This is a genomic window from Yoonia sp. BS5-3 (assembly GCF_038069655.2).
Classification (GTDB): Bacteria; Pseudomonadota; Alphaproteobacteria; order Rhodobacterales; family Rhodobacteraceae; genus Yoonia; species Yoonia phaeophyticola.
The window spans coordinates 1,479,366-1,495,105 of the sequence record NZ_CP150951.2; the positions used below are offsets into that span (position 1 = coordinate 1,479,366).

17 protein-coding genes are annotated in these 15,740 nt (G+C 54.5%); 6 read left to right on the forward strand and 11 right to left on the reverse strand.

Translation table 11 applies throughout. The features are described from left to right. The first annotated feature begins 29 nt into the window (after positions 1-29). Positions 30-644: a TetR/AcrR family transcriptional regulator gene (locus tag AABB29_RS07520; protein WP_341367523.1), complete on the forward strand. Its 615-nt coding sequence runs from the start codon at positions 30-32 to the stop codon at positions 642-644. On the opposite strand, the gene AABB29_RS07525 is transcribed toward AABB29_RS07520, so the two are convergent. The 8 genes from AABB29_RS07525 to mutM form a co-directional block, all read right to left on the reverse strand. Beyond that, a complete protein-coding gene (locus AABB29_RS07525; RefSeq protein ID WP_341367522.1) occupies positions 637-1,257 on the reverse strand; it encodes a LysE family translocator in 621 nt (206 codons plus the stop codon). The genes AABB29_RS07520 and AABB29_RS07525 overlap by 8 nt on opposite strands. Continuing rightward, the gene (locus AABB29_RS07530) at positions 1,254-1,685 is read right to left on the reverse strand and encodes a VOC family protein (RefSeq protein WP_341367521.1); all 432 of its coding nucleotides are present in this window, start codon (positions 1,683-1,685) and stop codon (positions 1,254-1,256) included. Before AABB29_RS07530 ends, AABB29_RS07525 begins: the two co-directional genes overlap by 4 nt. Continuing rightward, positions 1,682-2,782, reverse strand: a complete 1,101-nt coding sequence (gene recF, locus AABB29_RS07535; protein ID WP_341367520.1) for a DNA replication/repair protein RecF — start codon at positions 2,780-2,782, stop codon at positions 1,682-1,684. Before recF ends, AABB29_RS07530 begins: the two co-directional genes overlap by 4 nt. 61 nt (positions 2,783-2,843) lie before the next feature. Beyond that, positions 2,844-3,962 (reverse strand): DNA polymerase III subunit beta, encoded by a 1,119-nt coding sequence (gene dnaN, locus AABB29_RS07540; protein ID WP_341367519.1) that lies wholly within the window; start codon positions 3,960-3,962, stop codon positions 2,844-2,846. A gap of 125 nt (positions 3,963-4,087) precedes the next feature. Beyond that, positions 4,088-5,434 (reverse strand): chromosomal replication initiator protein DnaA, encoded by a 1,347-nt coding sequence (dnaA, locus tag AABB29_RS07545; RefSeq protein ID WP_341367518.1) that lies wholly within the window; start codon positions 5,432-5,434, stop codon positions 4,088-4,090. A 593-nt stretch (positions 5,435-6,027) separates the two neighbouring features. Further along, positions 6,028-6,291 carry a 30S ribosomal protein S20 gene (gene rpsT, locus AABB29_RS07550; RefSeq protein WP_341367517.1) on the reverse strand — a complete coding sequence of 88 codons (264 nt, stop codon included), beginning with the start codon at positions 6,289-6,291 and terminating at the stop codon, positions 6,028-6,030. A gap of 169 nt (positions 6,292-6,460) precedes the next feature. Further along, entirely contained in the window at positions 6,461-7,237 is a 777-nt protein-coding gene (locus AABB29_RS07555; RefSeq protein ID WP_341367516.1) for an enoyl-CoA hydratase, read from the reverse strand. 63 nt (positions 7,238-7,300) lie between these two features. After that, on the reverse strand, positions 7,301-8,152 hold the full coding sequence (gene mutM / locus AABB29_RS07560; RefSeq protein ID WP_341367515.1) for a bifunctional DNA-formamidopyrimidine glycosylase/DNA-(apurinic or apyrimidinic site) lyase: 852 nt from the start codon (positions 8,150-8,152) through the stop codon (positions 7,301-7,303). 179 nt (positions 8,153-8,331) lie between these two features. Here mutM and ubiE point away from each other — a divergent pair, with 179 nt between their 5' ends. Together ubiE and ubiB are read left to right on the forward strand one after the other, a co-directional pair. After that, the gene (gene ubiE / locus AABB29_RS07565) at positions 8,332-9,084 is read left to right on the forward strand and encodes a bifunctional demethylmenaquinone methyltransferase/2-methoxy-6-polyprenyl-1,4-benzoquinol methylase UbiE (RefSeq protein WP_373636855.1); all 753 of its coding nucleotides are present in this window, start codon (positions 8,332-8,334) and stop codon (positions 9,082-9,084) included. A gap of 1 nt (position 9,085) precedes the next feature. Beyond that, positions 9,086-10,615, forward strand: a complete 1,530-nt coding sequence (gene ubiB / locus AABB29_RS07570) for a 2-polyprenylphenol 6-hydroxylase (RefSeq protein WP_341367514.1) — start codon at positions 9,086-9,088, stop codon at positions 10,613-10,615. Between the two features lie 39 nt (positions 10,616-10,654). Here ubiB and AABB29_RS07575 read toward each other — a convergent pair whose 3' ends face one another. The 3 genes from AABB29_RS07575 to AABB29_RS07585 all read right to left on the reverse strand — a co-directional run bounded on the left by AABB29_RS07575 (position 10,655) and on the right by AABB29_RS07585 (position 13,278). After that, positions 10,655-11,065: a 1-deoxy-D-xylulose-5-phosphate synthase gene (locus AABB29_RS07575; RefSeq protein WP_341367513.1), complete on the reverse strand. Its 411-nt coding sequence runs from the start codon at positions 11,063-11,065 to the stop codon at positions 10,655-10,657. 151 nt (positions 11,066-11,216) lie between these two features. Further along, the gene (locus tag AABB29_RS07580) at positions 11,217-11,879 is read right to left on the reverse strand and encodes a flagellar hook capping FlgD N-terminal domain-containing protein (protein ID WP_373636856.1); all 663 of its coding nucleotides are present in this window, start codon (positions 11,877-11,879) and stop codon (positions 11,217-11,219) included. 10 nt (positions 11,880-11,889) lie between these two features. Beyond that, positions 11,890-13,278, reverse strand: coding sequence for a flagellar hook-length control protein FliK (locus AABB29_RS07585; RefSeq protein WP_341367510.1), 1,389 nt, complete (start codon positions 13,276-13,278; stop codon positions 11,890-11,892). A gap of 16 nt (positions 13,279-13,294) precedes the next feature. On the opposite strand from AABB29_RS07585, the gene AABB29_RS07590 reads away from it, so the two are divergent. The 3 genes from AABB29_RS07590 to AABB29_RS07600 all read left to right on the forward strand — a co-directional run bounded on the left by AABB29_RS07590 (position 13,295) and on the right by AABB29_RS07600 (position 15,683). Further along, on the forward strand, positions 13,295-13,588 hold the full coding sequence (locus AABB29_RS07590; RefSeq protein WP_341367509.1) for a rod-binding protein: 294 nt from the start codon (positions 13,295-13,297) through the stop codon (positions 13,586-13,588). Next, a complete protein-coding gene (locus tag AABB29_RS07595) occupies positions 13,581-13,922 on the forward strand; it encodes a hypothetical protein (protein ID WP_341367508.1) in 342 nt (113 codons plus the stop codon). The genes AABB29_RS07590 and AABB29_RS07595 overlap by 8 nt, the downstream gene beginning before the upstream one ends. A gap of 204 nt (positions 13,923-14,126) precedes the next feature. Next, the gene (locus AABB29_RS07600) at positions 14,127-15,683 is read left to right on the forward strand and encodes a flagellin (protein ID WP_341367507.1); all 1,557 of its coding nucleotides are present in this window, start codon (positions 14,127-14,129) and stop codon (positions 15,681-15,683) included. Positions 15,684-15,740: the final 57 nt, after the last annotated feature.

Here is a 15,740-nt window from a genome sequence, read left to right on the forward strand (position 1 = left end):
CGTGGTCAATATCAAATTTGACCACGGTCATGAAAGATGCGAATTTGTGGCCCATGGAAAAACGCGCACCCCAGAAACGCCGTCAGGAAACCCGTGCCAAGCTGATCGCCGCAGCAGAAGCCATTATCGCAACAGACGGATTTTCTGGCCTGCGAGTGGAAGATGTCGTTGCCCGCGCGCAGGTGGCCAAAGGCACGTTCTTTTCTCACTTCGCGGACAAAGATCGGCTGATGGCCCTTATCATCGGCCAGGAGATGGAGCGCATTCTTGGGCAAATGGCCGACGCCCCGCCTCCAACCGACATCGACACATTTGCAGTCAGGTTGGCTCCGCTGATGGACTACATGGCGCAGGATCGGTTTGTCTTTGATGTCGTCATGCGGTTTTCCGGGGCGGGGGCCATTGAAACAACAGAGCTGATATCGCATAACTTCATGCGCCAGGTGGAATTGTTCGTCACGTGGATCTACGCGTTGCAAGGGACGGTGATCCGCACCGATGTAGACCCGGTGTTATTGGCCGAAGGTATTCAGGCATTTGCGGTCCAGGCGATGGCCTTGAAACTCTGTGCTTTAGATAACACCAACAAATCCCATGAACGGCTGGTCACTTATTTGAAACCGTGGCTCGCCGCGCCTAAGTGAGCGCGATAACAATTCCTACAGCGATCAGTAGCCAGCCAGCTGTCAGGTTCATCCGTCGCACTGCGCTGGGCGACTTGAGCAAGCCGCGCACCCGATCGACTGAGGCAGCAAGCACCAGATTGCCGAGCAATGGCACAACGAAGCTGAGCATACAGATGACGATCAGATCTGCGGTCGTCACATGGCTGAGGTCAAAGAAACCCGGCAAAATTCCCATGTAGAACAGCGCAGCCTTGGGGTTTCCGATAATCACCGCGAGCCCCGCCACAAACCCCGCCCACATTCCCGGCCGCGTCAACCGGCTATTTGCGTTCAGCGCGTGATTTGCATTGCGGATCAATGCGATGCCCATCCCCAGAAAAACAATCACCGCGATCCATTGCAGCGCCGTCATGAACCCGGCAAAAACCGAGACCAGCCATGTTACCCCTAATGCCGCGACAAGTGGCCAGACAATGTCACCGATGGCGACCCCGATCGCCAAGGGCCAGGCCGCCTGAAACCCACCCGACAGGGACCGCGCCAGCAGCGCCACCCAAACCGGCCCGGGCGTCATGAAAAGCACGACAAGCGCCCCGGCATAAAGCAGCATTTCAGTCAAGGTGATTGTCATGATGTTGGCAATGTCAGGCTGCCATCATCATTCAGCGACCAAAACGGGTTCTGCGCGACTTCCCAGACATGTCCGTCAGGATCTGCGTAATAGCCTGAATACCCGCCCCAGAATACTTTTTCCGGCTTCTTCAAACCCTCAGCCCCTGCTGATATGGCCAATTCATAGGCCGCATTGACCTCGGCCTCTGTTTCGAAATTTTGTGCGAGTGTGATTGCCCCGGTCCCAAGTGTGGCATCCGGCCTGCCTTGGTCTGCGGCCAGCGCCGATTTCCCAAAAAAGCCCAAGGCCATGCCGTTGATTTGGTAAAAGACAACCTCTCCCGCGATTTCGCGGGTGGGCACCCAGCCCAGTGCTGCATAGAACGCCTTGGCGCGATCTAAATCCTCAACGCCGAGCGTGATTAGGGTCACGCGTTGTGGGGTCATGGCCTGTCATTTGTTGTCAGGGTGGAATGCCCATCGGTTTCGGTCACTTCGGCATATTGGGCCCGGGTGCCCAACTCGGCGAAAAGCTCGGGCCCGGTGCCGGTCATGAAGGCCTGCGCACCCAACCCGCAAATCTCATCATAAAGCGCGGCTCGGCGTCCTGCGTCCAGGTGGGCTGCGACCTCATCCAGCAAAAGGATCGGCGGGGCACCGAATGATTTGGCCAAAGCCCGGCCATTGGCAAGGATGAGCGAGATCAGCAGCGCCTTTTGTTCGCCGGTAGAACAGTCCTTGGCCGCCACGTTTTTTTCAACATAAACGGCATCCAGATCGGCGCGATGCGGCCCGATCAAGGTGCGCCCGGCGGCCATGTCCCGGTTGCGGTTATCCGCTAGCGCAGTTTGCAAGTCTTCGGGGATGGGTTCGGCAGATGTAAGCGACAAGGCCGCTTTGGGAAAAGCGGTGGTCGCGGCTTGCTGGGCGGCGGTCAATTCGGCAATTGCGGCCAAGCGGTTGCGCTGGATTGCGGCCCCGGATTCGGCCATCTGCAGCTCAATCGCCGCATACCAATGCGGATCGCGCACCATGTCTTTCAGCAGACGGTTCCGTTCACGCATCGCACGTTCATAGCTGAGCACTGCCTCGGCATGGCTTGGTTCAAAGCTAAGCGTGGCGCGGTCCAGGAAACGGCGGCGGCCTTCGGCCCCTTCGATCCAAAGCCGGTCCATCGACGGAACCAGCCACAACATCCGTGCGATACGACCCAAAGCGACCTGCGGGGCGGTTTTACCGTCGATCCGCAATTGGCGGGAATTACCGGGTTCGGCCCAGGTTTCAAGTTCGTGCGTGGTGTTAAGCGATTGCAGGTGGGCCGTGACCTTCCAACCCAGGGCCTCAGGCTTGCGTGATAGATCATCAGCACCTGCACGGCGCAAACCGCGTCCCGGCGATAAAAGCGAGACGGCTTCAATCAGGTTGGTCTTGCCGGCACCATTGGGACCAAAAATCGCAACAGGACGCGGATCAAGCGCAAGCTCCGCGCGCTTATGCGAGCGAAAATGTGACAAAGTCAGCGATGTTAGCGCAAGTTCAGTCATCCGCGCCAAACAGGATTTAGGTAAATCCTGCTTCCAAAATTTAGATAAATTTTGGCCCCCGTCACACGCGCATCGGCATGACGACATAGACTGCTGATGTGTCATTGCCTTCGCGCATCAGTGTTGGATCACCCGAAGAGTTGAACATGAAAATAGCATTCTCACGGTCAACTTGGCTGGCAATTTCCAAAAGATACTTGGCGTTAAACCCGATTTCCAAACGCTCATCATTATAGGCAACGGCCAGTTCTTCCTCAGCAGCGCCGCTATCGGGGGCATTCACTGACAAAACCAGCCGGTCCTCATCGAGCGACAGCTTTACGGCGCGGGATCGTTCCGACGAGACGGTGGCCACACGGTCGACGGCCTTCGCAAATTCGCTGGCATCCACCTCGAGCTTTCGCGTGTTTCCTTGTGGAATGACACGTGTGTAGTCTGGGAAAGTGCCGTCGATCACCTTGGATGTCAGCGTAATTGCGGGTGTTGCAAAACGGATTTTCGTCTCGGACACCGAGATAGCAATCTGCATGTCATCATCATCCAGCAGCTTACGCAGCTCACCGACCGTCTTGCGGGGGACAATCACGCCCGCCATATCTGTGGCACCTTCCGGCAAATCGGCATCGATCCGTGCCAGACGGTGACCATCGGTCGCCACGCAACGCAGCACCTTGCCGCCATCAGAATCGGCGATATGCATATAGACGCCGTTCAGATAATATCGTGTCTCTTCCGTCGAAATCGCGAATTTCGACTTGTCGAATAATCGGCGCAATACCGGGGCCGGAGCCGAGAAGTTGGCGGCATATTCCGATGAAGCCATCACCGGAAAATCCTCTTTCGGTAATGTCGCAAGCGAGAAGTTTGAACGCCCCGCCTCAATCGTCAGCCGCCCGGAGGCCCCATCTTCGGTGAGCGTAACCAAGGCCCCATCGGGCAATTTACGCACAATCTCGTTCAACGTCACAGCGGCAACGGTTGTGGCGCCCGCGCGTTCCACTTTGGCCGGGGCTTTGTCAACCACTTCGATATCCAGATCGGTCGCGCGGAAATGAACGTCGTCACCTTCAGCCTCGATCAGGACATTGGCCAAAATTGGTATCGTGTTGCGTCTTTCAACAACCGACTGCGCCTGGGCGACCGCCTTGAGCAGCACCCCACGTTCAATGCTGAATTTCATATCTCAATGCTCCGCATATCTTGGTGGCCCCCGCCGCCGGGACGCAAAATGTACTGCATTTTTCCGGTTGCTCAAGCGTTTTGTTGGACTGTTGACGATGCACCTTGCGCCGTCAAGCGCTGGTCTTATTCGGACAGCGCCCTGCGCAATAGTTCCAAGTCGTCTGCGATTTGACTATCAAGCGCTTTTAGCTCTTCAATCTTGCGTACGCCATGCATGACAGTCGTATGGTCACGCCCGCCAAACCGGCGCCCGATTTCAGGCAGCGAACGGCTGGTCATATGCTTGGCGAGATACATTGCCATCTGACGTGGGCGGGCATAATTGCGCACCCGCTTGGGGCCAATCATATCAGACAGACGGATATTGTAATGCTCGGATACTTTCCGCTGAATTTCCTCAACGGTGACCTTGCGATCGGAAGCTTTCAGCACGTCAGACAAGCAGTCTTGAGTCAATTCCAGCGTAATTTCCCGCCCGACAAGCGAAGCAAAGGCGAACAGGCGGGTCAACGCGCCCTCAAGCACACGCACATTGGTCGTGATGCGGTGGGCTAGGAATTCAAGAACGCCATCGGCGATTTGCAACCCGGGATATTGGGCTGCGTAATACGCGACCTTGGACTGCAGTACGCTAAGCCGCAGTTCATAATCGGTTGGGTGCAGGTCGACCACCAGACCACATTGCAGGCGCGATTTGATCCGCTCTTCAAGATCTTTGATTTCGCCTGGCGCGCGATCCGCCGAAATGATGATCTGTTTCTGGCCATCCACAAGTGCGTTGAATGTGTGAAAGAACTCTTCCTGAGTGCTGTCCTTGCCTGCGATGAATTGCACATCATCGACCATCAACACGTCAACCGAACGGAACAGTTGTTTGAAGTCCATCATTTTGCGTTCGCGCAGCGCCGTGATGAAGCGATACATGAATTGCTCGGCTGACAGATAAAGGACATTCAATCCGGGCGAGCGCTGTTTCAGCTCATGTGCAATCGCATGCATCAAATGGGTCTTGCCCAGCCCTACGCCGCCGTAAAGGAAAAGAGGGTTGAAAGTGATCGGGCCACCTTCGGCCACACGGCGAGCAGCGGCATGGGCAAGCTCGTTGGGTTTGCCAACGATGAAGGTGTCAAAGGTGAAACGGGCATCAAGGGGAGAGCCAGCAATTTCATCATCACCGCTTGGCTTGGACGCGACACGCTCTGTCTGCTTTTGCGCGGCCGGTTTCGTCAGTTTGGGTACGTCAAATTGTAGGCGCTGAACGTTCTGGCCATGTTGGTTGAGATGGTAGATTATCTGGTCGCCAAAGTTCTGGGACACGTAGTTTCCAATGAAATTGGTTGGTACGTGGAAGGTCGCAACCCCACCAGCCAATTGCGAAAATTCCAATGGCTCAATCCAGCTCGAAAAACTATTGGCGCCCAGCGCACCTTTGAGAGCTGTCAACACTTTTGCCCAGATATCGTTCGTCATCTTGTCCCTTTTTGCCCTACTCACTGCACGCGCCGCCTTGCCTTGCAGCGCGCCAATACACACACGAGACAGCCATATCCCGGGCAAAAAATATCGCGTCATCTGGGTAGCCCCACCCAAATGCACGGTCTTTCACCAAACCTATAGGCCAAAACATTCATCATCGCCAAAAGCGCGTTGATGAATGCCGAACGGCAGATATCGGGACATCAGACAACGACAACCGTCAAGGAGCAGACCCTGACCATCGCGCAGACACAAAAGTGGACTGGTTTCATAGCCGTACTATGAGCCCCGACACCACCATGCATGAAGTCCAACAAAGCTGCCGCATCTGTCCTTTATGCGGTGCGGTCTTGCTGGATCCTCTCCATGTTCCCCCCGGAACGACGTGAATCGCAAGCATAAGCTAGCAAGGCGTCAGCGCCTGCTTCAACACAACAACGCGCTTGACTCGGTGATTGTGGAAAAAGAATCTATGGACCCTTTGAAATGACAAGAAAACCTGCGCAAGGCTGCAACAGGTCCACAAAAAAAATGCGCCCGTCTGGACGCATTTTTCGATTCTCAAAACGCAAGAAATTGCCGGTCGGTTAACCGATGGCTTTGACCCGCGCAGCCAAGCGCGACATTTTCCGTGCTGCAGTGTTCTTGTGGTAGACGCCTTTGGTAACGCCGCGCATCAGTTCGGGCTGTGCGGCCTTCAATGCGGCTGCCGCAGCGTCTTTATCACCGGAGGCGATGGCCTCTTCGACGGCGCGCAGCGAAGTGCGAATCCGTGAGCGGCGCATTTTGTTGATTGCGTAGCGGGCCTCATTCTGGCGCGCGCGTTTTTTGGCTTGTGGTGTATTTGCCATGTCTGTGTTCCGTAGGTTGGGTCAATTCAAAATCTATCGCGCAAGAAGCCCAACCCGGGTTTTTAGAACCGGCTGTCTGGCCAAAGCGGGCCTCACACGCATGTACAGCGCGGCTGATAGGGGCTGACGGGTCTTGAGTCAACCGATCAAACGCAAAGGAGTACCATATCTACCGATCGCGGAATTGCGCTTCGCGTTTTTCCATGAAAGCGGCCATTCCTTCGCTTTGGTCCTCGGTTGAGAAAAGCGAGTTAAACAGCGTGCGTTCATATTGCAGCCCTTCGGCCAGCGTTGTTTCATAGGCTCGGTCAACAGCGCTTTTTGCAGCGGTCGATGCGATCAATGATTTCTCGGCGATCTTTTCGGCAGCTGCCTTGGCTTCGGCAAGTAGCTTTTTGACAGGCACAACGCGGCTGACCAACCCCGAGCGCTCAGCCTCGTCTGCATCCATGAAACGGCCCGTCAGATGCATATCCATCGATTTTGCTTTGCCGACAAAACGGGTCAGGCGCTGCGTGCCACCCAAACCGGCGATGACGCCCAGATTAATCTCGGGCTGGCCGAACTTTGCATTATCTGCGGCAATGATGAAATCGCACATCATGGCCAGTTCACAGCCCCCGCCCAGCGCGTAGCCCGCGACGGCGGCGATGATCGGTTTGCGGATGTTGTTGAAGCGCGTTGATTCTGCTTCGAAGAAACGGCTGGTGTACATTTCGACAAAGCTTTTGTCGGCCATTTCGCTGATATCCGCTCCGGCCGCAAAGGCCTTTTCCGATCCAGTGATGACGATACAGCGCACCTTCTCATTAACATCGGCTTCTTCCAGTGCCGTGCACAGCTCTGTGAGAAGCGTGCTGTTCAACGCATTCAGCGCGTCCGGCCGGTTGAGCGTGATCATCGCAATATTGTCCGCGATATCAACGATAATGGTTTCAAAAGCCATGCTGCCGTCCCTGTTGCCGCTGGTCAGGTCCTAGTGATTAGCAAAGCGGGCGCGCGGATCAAGCTATCTTTGGCATTGCGGACAGAAGAAGGATGAGCGTCCCGATTGTACGATTCGGCGGATTTGCATGTTACAAGAGGGGGTTACGCAGTCTGCACCCTCGCGATCATAGACCTGAAAAACATGTTGAAAGTAGCCAAGTTCACCATCCGATTGGCGGTAATCACGCAGCGATGATCCCCCTGCAACGATTGCTTCGGATAGCACATCGCGGATGATTGGGACCAATGCGGCCACCCGTTTCGCACTGATTTTACCTGCTTTGCGCGCCGGATGAATCCCCGCCCGAAACAGAACTTCGCACACATAGATATTGCCCAGACCTGCAACGATTCTTTGATCAAGCAGGGCCGACTTCACGGGTGTGTTCCGTCCTTTGAACTTCTCGATAAGGTAGGTTTCGTGAAATGCATTCCCCAATGGCTCTGGCCCTATATCGCGGATTAGCCAGTGATTCTCCTGCTCCGCTGTTTGCATCAAATCCATCGCGCCAAAGCGCCGTGCATCGTTGAACGTCACCCGCGCGCCGTTTTCCATGTGAAAGACAACATGATCATGTTTGGCGGGGGCGGGGTGGGGGTGATGGAACGCACCTATCTTTTGGCCGGACACCAACATGCGCCCAGACATGCCCAAATGGATCAACAGCGTTTCGGCGCTGGCCAAGTCAACCAGAATATATTTCGATCGGCGGCGTAGGCCCAGCACGCGCTGGCCCGACAATCGTGCGGCCATATCCGTAGGAAAAGGCCACCGCAGATCCGGACGGTTCACATCGGCGCGGGCGATCACCTGACCCTCCATGACCGGGGCAATGCCTGCTTTGACGGTTTCAACTTCGGGCAGTTCGGGCATTTATGCGGTTCTATTCCTTGCAATACCGGTCATCGCATACGCCAGAATTATGCAAAACCCCAACAGGTTTTCAGGCCCCTTTGTGCTGCTTGTTCTGTTGCCCGTGGCAGATTGCCCATTTGTTTCTGCCTGCGTCTGGGTATAACTGTGCGCTGACAGGATGCAGCCGAAGGCACGACATGACCGATACGTCAGACCAAACAACCCATTTCGGATATGAAACCATCCGCGAAGATGAAAAAGCGGGCCGGGTCCAGGGCGTGTTTTCATCCGTCGCCAACAAGTATGACATTATGAATGACGTCATGTCCGTTGGCATTCACCGGGTCTGGAAAGATGCAATGATGGATTGGCTGGCACCCCGGCCCGGGCAGCGTTTGCTTGATGTCGCGGGTGGCACAGGTGATATTTCATTTCGTTTTCTCAAACGGGCAGGGCATGGGCACGCGACTGTGCTTGATCTGACCGAACCGATGCTGGTTGAGGGCCGTAAACGGGCTGAAGCGGCGCAAATGTCGTCCAGTCTTGATTGGGCCGTTGGCGATGCGATGGCGCTGCCTTTTGATGCGAATAGTTTTGACGTTTACACCATTAGCTTTGGCATTCGGAACGTGACACGCCCGCAAGATGCGCTGCGCGAAGCTTACCGCGTGCTGAAGCCCGGTGGTCGGTTGATGGTGCTCGAATTTAGCCAATTGCCAAATCCGATGATGCAGGCCGCCTATGATGCCTATTCGTTTAATGTGATCCCGCGGATGGGCCAAATGATTGCGGGGGATCGGGACAGCTATCAATATCTGGTTGAGTCGATCCGTAAATTCCCCGATCAGGACAGCTTTCTTGGAATGATCCGCGAGGCGGGTTTTGGGAACGCGAAATACCGCAATCTTAGCATGGGGATCGCTGCCCTCCATTCCGGATGGAAGCTCTAACTTGCGGGGCCCACACAATATTATCCGCCTGATCCGCACGGGCGCCACGTTTGAACGCACTGGCGCGATGGGTGTGATCCTTGACGCCTTTGACGCGGGTCCGCTGTTGCGGATCACGTTCCGGGCGGTGGTGTGGCCGTTTAAATGGCTGGGCTACAAAGGCGATACGACGATGCCGCCCGCACCTCGTGCCCTGACTGCGCTGGGCCCGGCCTACATCAAATTCGGGCAAGTTCTGTCGACGCGACCCGATGTTGTCGGCGATGAACTGGCGGCCCAACTGCGTGTTTTGCAGGACAAACTACCCCCCTTTTCAATGGAAGAGGCCAGACAATCGCTTCAGGCGGAACTTGGCGTCACAGTGGACAGTCTTTTCGCGTCTTTCTCCGAGCCGGTTGCGGCCGCATCCTTGGCTCAGGTGCACAAGGCCCATTTGGCTGACACTGGTGAACCGGTTGCGGTGAAAATCCTGCGGCCTGGCATTGAAAAGGCTTTCCGCAAGGATATCGACGCGTTCTATTTTGCGGCCCGCGCGATTGAAGTATTGTCGCCTGCCTCGCGCCGGCTGCGCCCAATGGATGTGATCACCCATTTCGAGGGTGTCGTCATGGGCGAGCTGGATTTGCGTTTGGAAAGCAGCGCCGCCGCCGAATTTGCCGCCAACACGGCCGAAGATGCCGGATTTGCCGTACCGCAGGTGCGTTGGCATTTGTCGGGTCGCCGCGTGATGACATTGGACTGGGTCGAAGGCATCGGCATTGGTGATAACGAACTGCTTGATCAGGCGGGGCATGACCGGCGCGCATTATCGGCGCGTGTTTTGCAATTGTTTCTGAACCAAGCGCTGCGCGATGGTTATTTTCATGGCGACATGCATCAGGGCAATCTCAAGGTCGGTGCCAATGGTGATATCGTCGCTTATGATTTTGGGATCATGGGCCGGATCGACGAATACACACGGCGCGTCTATGCTGAGATTTTGTTCGGCTTTATCCGCAAAGACTATCAACGTGTCGCCGAGGTTCATTTTGAGGCAGGCTATGTGCCTGCGGATCGTGATGTTGAGGAATTTGCCCGTGCCCTACGGGCTGTCGGTGAGCCGATTTTCGGCATGGATGCCAGCCGTATTTCGATGGCCCGTCTGTTGGCTTATCTTTTCGAAGTGACCGAACGCTTCGGCATGGAAACCCGGACCGAGCTGATCTTGCTGCAACGCACCATGGTGGTTGTCGAAGGGGTGGCCCGGTCGCTGGACCCGCATATGAATATCTGGGAATCCGCCAAGCCAATCGTCGAAAATTACATCAAGGAAAGCATTGGTCCCAAGGCTTTGCTACGTGATCTTGGGCGAACGGCAATGATCCTGACTCGGTTCGGTCCGCATTTGCCGCGGCTTGCCGAGGACGCTTTGATCCGCCTGAACAATCCTGCACCCGAACAAAAGCCGCGGACCAAGCTGGCAGGGCTGTTTTGGATGTTTGTTGGCGGTGCAATCGTGGGCGGCGCGGTTTGGATCAGCAGCCTGCTTTGACCTGTTGCGAACGGGCTGTTTTCTAGTAATTCGGCTTTTTCACCCGAAAATCTCAAATTTGGACTGACCCGAGGTCTTTGATGGATTCGATCGTGAAATGATTTTCACGTATTCATCGCGGATATCTTCATCAATTTCAACGCCGCGCTGGCCGCCATACAAACGATCATTCTGATCTTTCCGCGGCCCGGAAATCCAATAGTGATCCCCGCTCGCGATTTCGAAATAGTTTGCTTTGAAGCCCCTGCCTTTTAGACTCTGAAATTTCAGCCCCTTATAATGGAGCGTTTTTCCAGACTTTGAAAAATGGACACGCCCAATGACTGCGGGGCCGCTAAGTCCTTGTGATTTGTTTTCAATATACATGATCCGGGAACGCGGCTTTCGAAACTCGGCCGGCTGCCTGTCATCAGCTGGCAGCTGGTGCCGTGGCAGGTCGTCCTGTTCCATTTCAATACCTTTGCAGCACTTGGTCATAGGGTTGCCACTGTTTGCGTAAGCTAGGGAACGACTACCATCTTTTCAAAGTGATATAGAGACAATGCTGTTCTGCTCAACGTATTAGCTTTAAACCGTCGTAGAAAACACTGATTGAAAAGTGTCAGTATCCAGCATCACGAAGCGCGCTAACTTGATTTGTGGCAATGGCGGAGCCGCCCTCTAGTATAAGCAGCGTTTGTCCATCTTGGGCACGTACCTCTGTGACGGTGCTATAGACCTCAGCAGTTTCCTGCGTGAGGATTTCACCCTCCAGACTACTAATCAGTTCGAATGTATACATGCCACTGGGATATGCTACGCCCCCTGGCGCCACCCCCGCCCATTCAACCGGTTCTGCGCTTATCGGCACATCGAAGCGCTGTACCTCGACACCATATTCGTCATGCACCACGATCTCAGCATTATCTGCTAAAAGCGCGGGGTTTGGTGAGATCGTTATGGGCGTTCCATCGAAATAGGCTGGTGTGGCTGCACGCGCTTCTTTCCCGACCCACGCGGCCATGTCGGCTAAACCACTCGAAACGAGTTGAGAGCTGAGAGCCTGCAGCAAATCGTTGGTGAGCACAGCCTGTTCAACGCCCGAGAATGTCGCCAACTGGGTCGCATAATCAGTCGAATCGACGGGGTTTAGCGGGTCCTGATTTTGCATCTGGACCGTGAGCATTTGGAGGAAGGTTTCGAAATCAGATGTAATTGCAGCTGAAGAATCCGCAACACTTGTTGTGCTGGCTGCAGTGGTCGTTGTCGTTTGCGCGATTTCCATATTCAATTCCTCATAAACGCAGGTCCAGCCCCGTTAGAGGCTGTGTTGGGGCTAGGATGTCTTGTTCTTCAGTCAGAGCATCATCGGATGTGTCAAAGACAGGTTTGCCCTCATCCCCAGCTTCAGTCGTGCCGTCTCCGCCAAATGAAAAGTTAATGTCATCATAGCCTAGGCTGCGAAGTTCTTGTGCAAGCGCATCGATGTTTCTGCGCAGGAGATCAGTCGTCTCAGGTCGTTCGGCGACGACATTTAGTGTGATTGTTGTATCTTGGGCTGTCATGCTGAGACGCACACGCCCCAACTCTTCTGGGTTCAAACCGATCTCGGTCACCCGACCGCCATTTTGCATCATCGCCGTGGCGATTTGGTTGACAACCTGTTGCCCGACCTGCGCTGGGCCTGCAGACGGCGTTGTGGCACCAACGGGTGTTGTACCTAAGCCGCTACGTTCGCCCAATACTGAGGTTGTAGCGATATCCGCATCGACCGTCGGTTGTTCCGCTATCTGCTTTTGCAAATCCGGCATGATGTTTGATGCATCTGCTACAAATTGTGGGATTGCTGTCGCCGTAGTCTGAGGCATTGCTGACGGCGTTGCATGCGTCATTGGCCGAAGCTGTTCGACCTTAATCCTGTGTTTTTTTGACTCAACATCAACGTCCAAATCAATTGGAATGCCATTGTTCTGTGCGGCATTTACCTCCGCTTGTTTGGGTATCGTCTGTAGGGGCTTCGCCTGCACCTTTTCGATGTTTTGCGACCCGCGTGGGAAATCCGCCGCTTTTTCAGCGCGCGGTGCCGCAATTCTATCATCCCCGGCCATGAGTGCGGCAACCTTTGCATTAGTTTCTGGCCGGGAGTAAGGCATTTTACTTTCAAAAATCGTTTGGGCCGATGAATGCCCCGAAATTGCTACCCGACTTGGTTTCGTATCAGTTTCAGTCGCAGCTGCATCTTGATCTGCGTCTGCTTTTTGTTTGGCTTGGGGCTCAGGATCAGTCGCTACTTTGGTCACGATGTCGGGACGTGTGAGCGATGGCCGATCTGTATCGAGGATATTGGAATTTTGCGTTGGTTTCTGCAACGGGTCCAAAGGCGCCAGAACAAGATCAGGATTTTCGACGTTCTGTTCAGGCGCGACCTCCAGTCCCTGATCATCCGCCGGGGTATCTACCAACCCTTCTTCAGCTGTTTGTTGTTCGAGAAGATCAACAAATTCCCCATCGCCTTTCGGCGTCGGTTCATTGGCAATCGCAGCAGGGGGTACACCAGCAGTGCTGTGGGTTTCTATCATTGGCAAAGGTGTCATCGGTTCTCCGACAGAATCTATATGACCGTTCTTTTGCAGCAGAAAAATTACTGAATGTTTAGGACTGTCCGCCAAAACAAAGAAAATCATGAAAACGGAGAATCCGATGACTGCAATACCGGTTTTGCCTGCACCACGCCCCATGACTGCGATACCTGACTACATAAATGCGGACGGGCAATTGCGCGATGCCGCCGACAAACTCGAAGCAACATTTCTTGCTGAAATGCTGAAATCCGCCGGTGTCGGTAAGCCGCGCGATTCGTTCGGAGGTGGTATCGGGGAAGAGCAGTTTTCCTCGTTCTTACGAGAGGCGCAGGCAAAGGAAATGGTGGAAGCTGGCGGGATCGGGCTCGCCGAAGCCCTGTTTGAAGCCATGAAGGTACGTTTGGATGCCTGATCATGTTTCCGGAAAGATGATCGAGCTTCTGGATCGTGAACGAAGCGCGATACGTACCGCAGATTTTGATGCGCTTGGGGCGATTTCTGACGAGAAAGTCGCATTATTTGATTCTTTGGCGACAAGCGGCGCGTCGCGGCAGAACCTCGCGCAAATCAAGCGAAAGGTCGATGAAAATCAGACCTTACTGAGCGCCGCGATCTCTGGTGTCGCGGCGGCGCAAGATCGGCTAAGCGCTGTGCGACATGTCCGCGAAGGGCTGAGTATTTATGACAAGTCAGGGCAAATGGCGAAGGTTCCTACGACGCGTCCTGGTTTGGAAAAGAAGGCGTAATTTAGATAAAATACGTTGGATTTGTCCATCTGGCATTAACGCATTGTTCAGCGCCAATAGTATTTGTTGGGGCCATCGCCATAAGGCTAAACCACCTCGGATAAACGGGTGGTGATCCCGTCAGAATGACGCTTAGTTCGCCCGGAAATGGGCGATTTCCTGAATCAACGCGGCGCAAAGCGCCATTTAAAAGGACCACGAAATATGTCCAGTATTCTGACAAACAATAGCGCGATGGTCGCGCTTCAAACTCTCAAATCCATCAACAGTGACCTGTCCAAAACGCAGGCGATGATCTCAACAGGTAAAGAAGTCGGATCAGCCCGCGACAATTCTGCCGTCTGGGCGATTTCCAAGGTTATGGAATCCGATGTCAAAGGCTTCAAGGCGATCTCTGAAAGTTTGTCTTTGGGTGCTTCCTCAGTTGCCGTGGCACGTAACGGTGCTGAGACAGTGACTGATCTATTGACCGACATGAAGGAAAAGATCGTCGCTGCGCAGGGTGAAAACGTTGACCGCACCAAACTGCAAGCTGATGTGGAGGCCATTACCAACCAGATCGCATCTGTCGTGGGCGCCGCTCAGTTCAACGGGCTTAACATGCTCAAAGGCCAGGATTCCGTAGAAGTTCTGGCGTCACTTGATCGTGCGAGTGATGGTACTGTTGCATCGTCTAACATCACGGTGGCTCGCCAAGATCTTAGCTTCGATGCGGGTGCATTTGGTACTGGTACCGACTTGTCCGGTAACATTGCTGTCACGGCTGGTGCTGGGCAAGATGCTGCGGGTGCCGGCGCTGAATTCTCTGCAGCTGGCAACGAGATGACCCTAACCTTGGCCACAAACGCCAATGCGGATGAAACGTACAATGTGCAGATCGCTGGCGAAACCGTCAGCTTTACAACAGTCACCGGTGCATTGACACCGAACGACGTGGCGACTGGCTTGACGGCAGCTATCAACGCAGCCGGGCTTGAAGGCATCAGTGCGGAATTGACCGGTGCTGGTGAAATTACGTTGACAAACACTCGTGCGTTTGAAGACGTGGAAGTAAACACCTCCGGACCAACCACAACATTCGCACTTGCTGCTGGTGACAACGCCGGCGGTACGGTGACATCTGCGGCAGCAACAACAAACAGCCTTTCGGTTGGTTCACGTGCGACTGACGTCACATTCTCTGGTACAGCCGGTGTCAATGAGGGTGACGGCTACCGTGTCACTGTTGGCGGGAACAACTACGATTATATTGCCGGAAATGGTGAAACTTTCGAAGATGTTGCGAAGGGTCTGAAAACCATCATTGACGGTGCGGGTGTTGCTGGCTTGACAACCAACGCTGTTGAAAAAGCCGGTGGTTGGACACTTGAAATCGATACTGACAGCGCAACAGCCGTAACGATTGCTGTTGATGGTGCTGCCGGTGGCGAAGCCACAGGTGGACTTGCCGGTCTCGACAACATTGACGTGACGAACGAAGACAGTGTCGCCGCTGCTTTGGCCAATATCGAAACGTTCATTGATACAACGATCGATGCAGCTGCCGACTTTGGTTCAAGCCAGGGACGGATTGATACGCAGTCATCGTTCATATCGAACCTGACTGATAGTCTGAAATCCGGTATCGGCGCATTGGTGGATGCGGACATGGAAGAGACCTCTGCACGTCTCCAGGCGCTGCAGGTTCAGCAGCAGCTGGGTGTTCAGTCACTATCTATTGCCAACCAGGCACCGCAGACAATCCTGTCGCTGTTCCGGTAATATCACTGAGCGGCGCCAACGACTTGGCGCCGCCTTCATGTTGTCGCGGTAAAACCG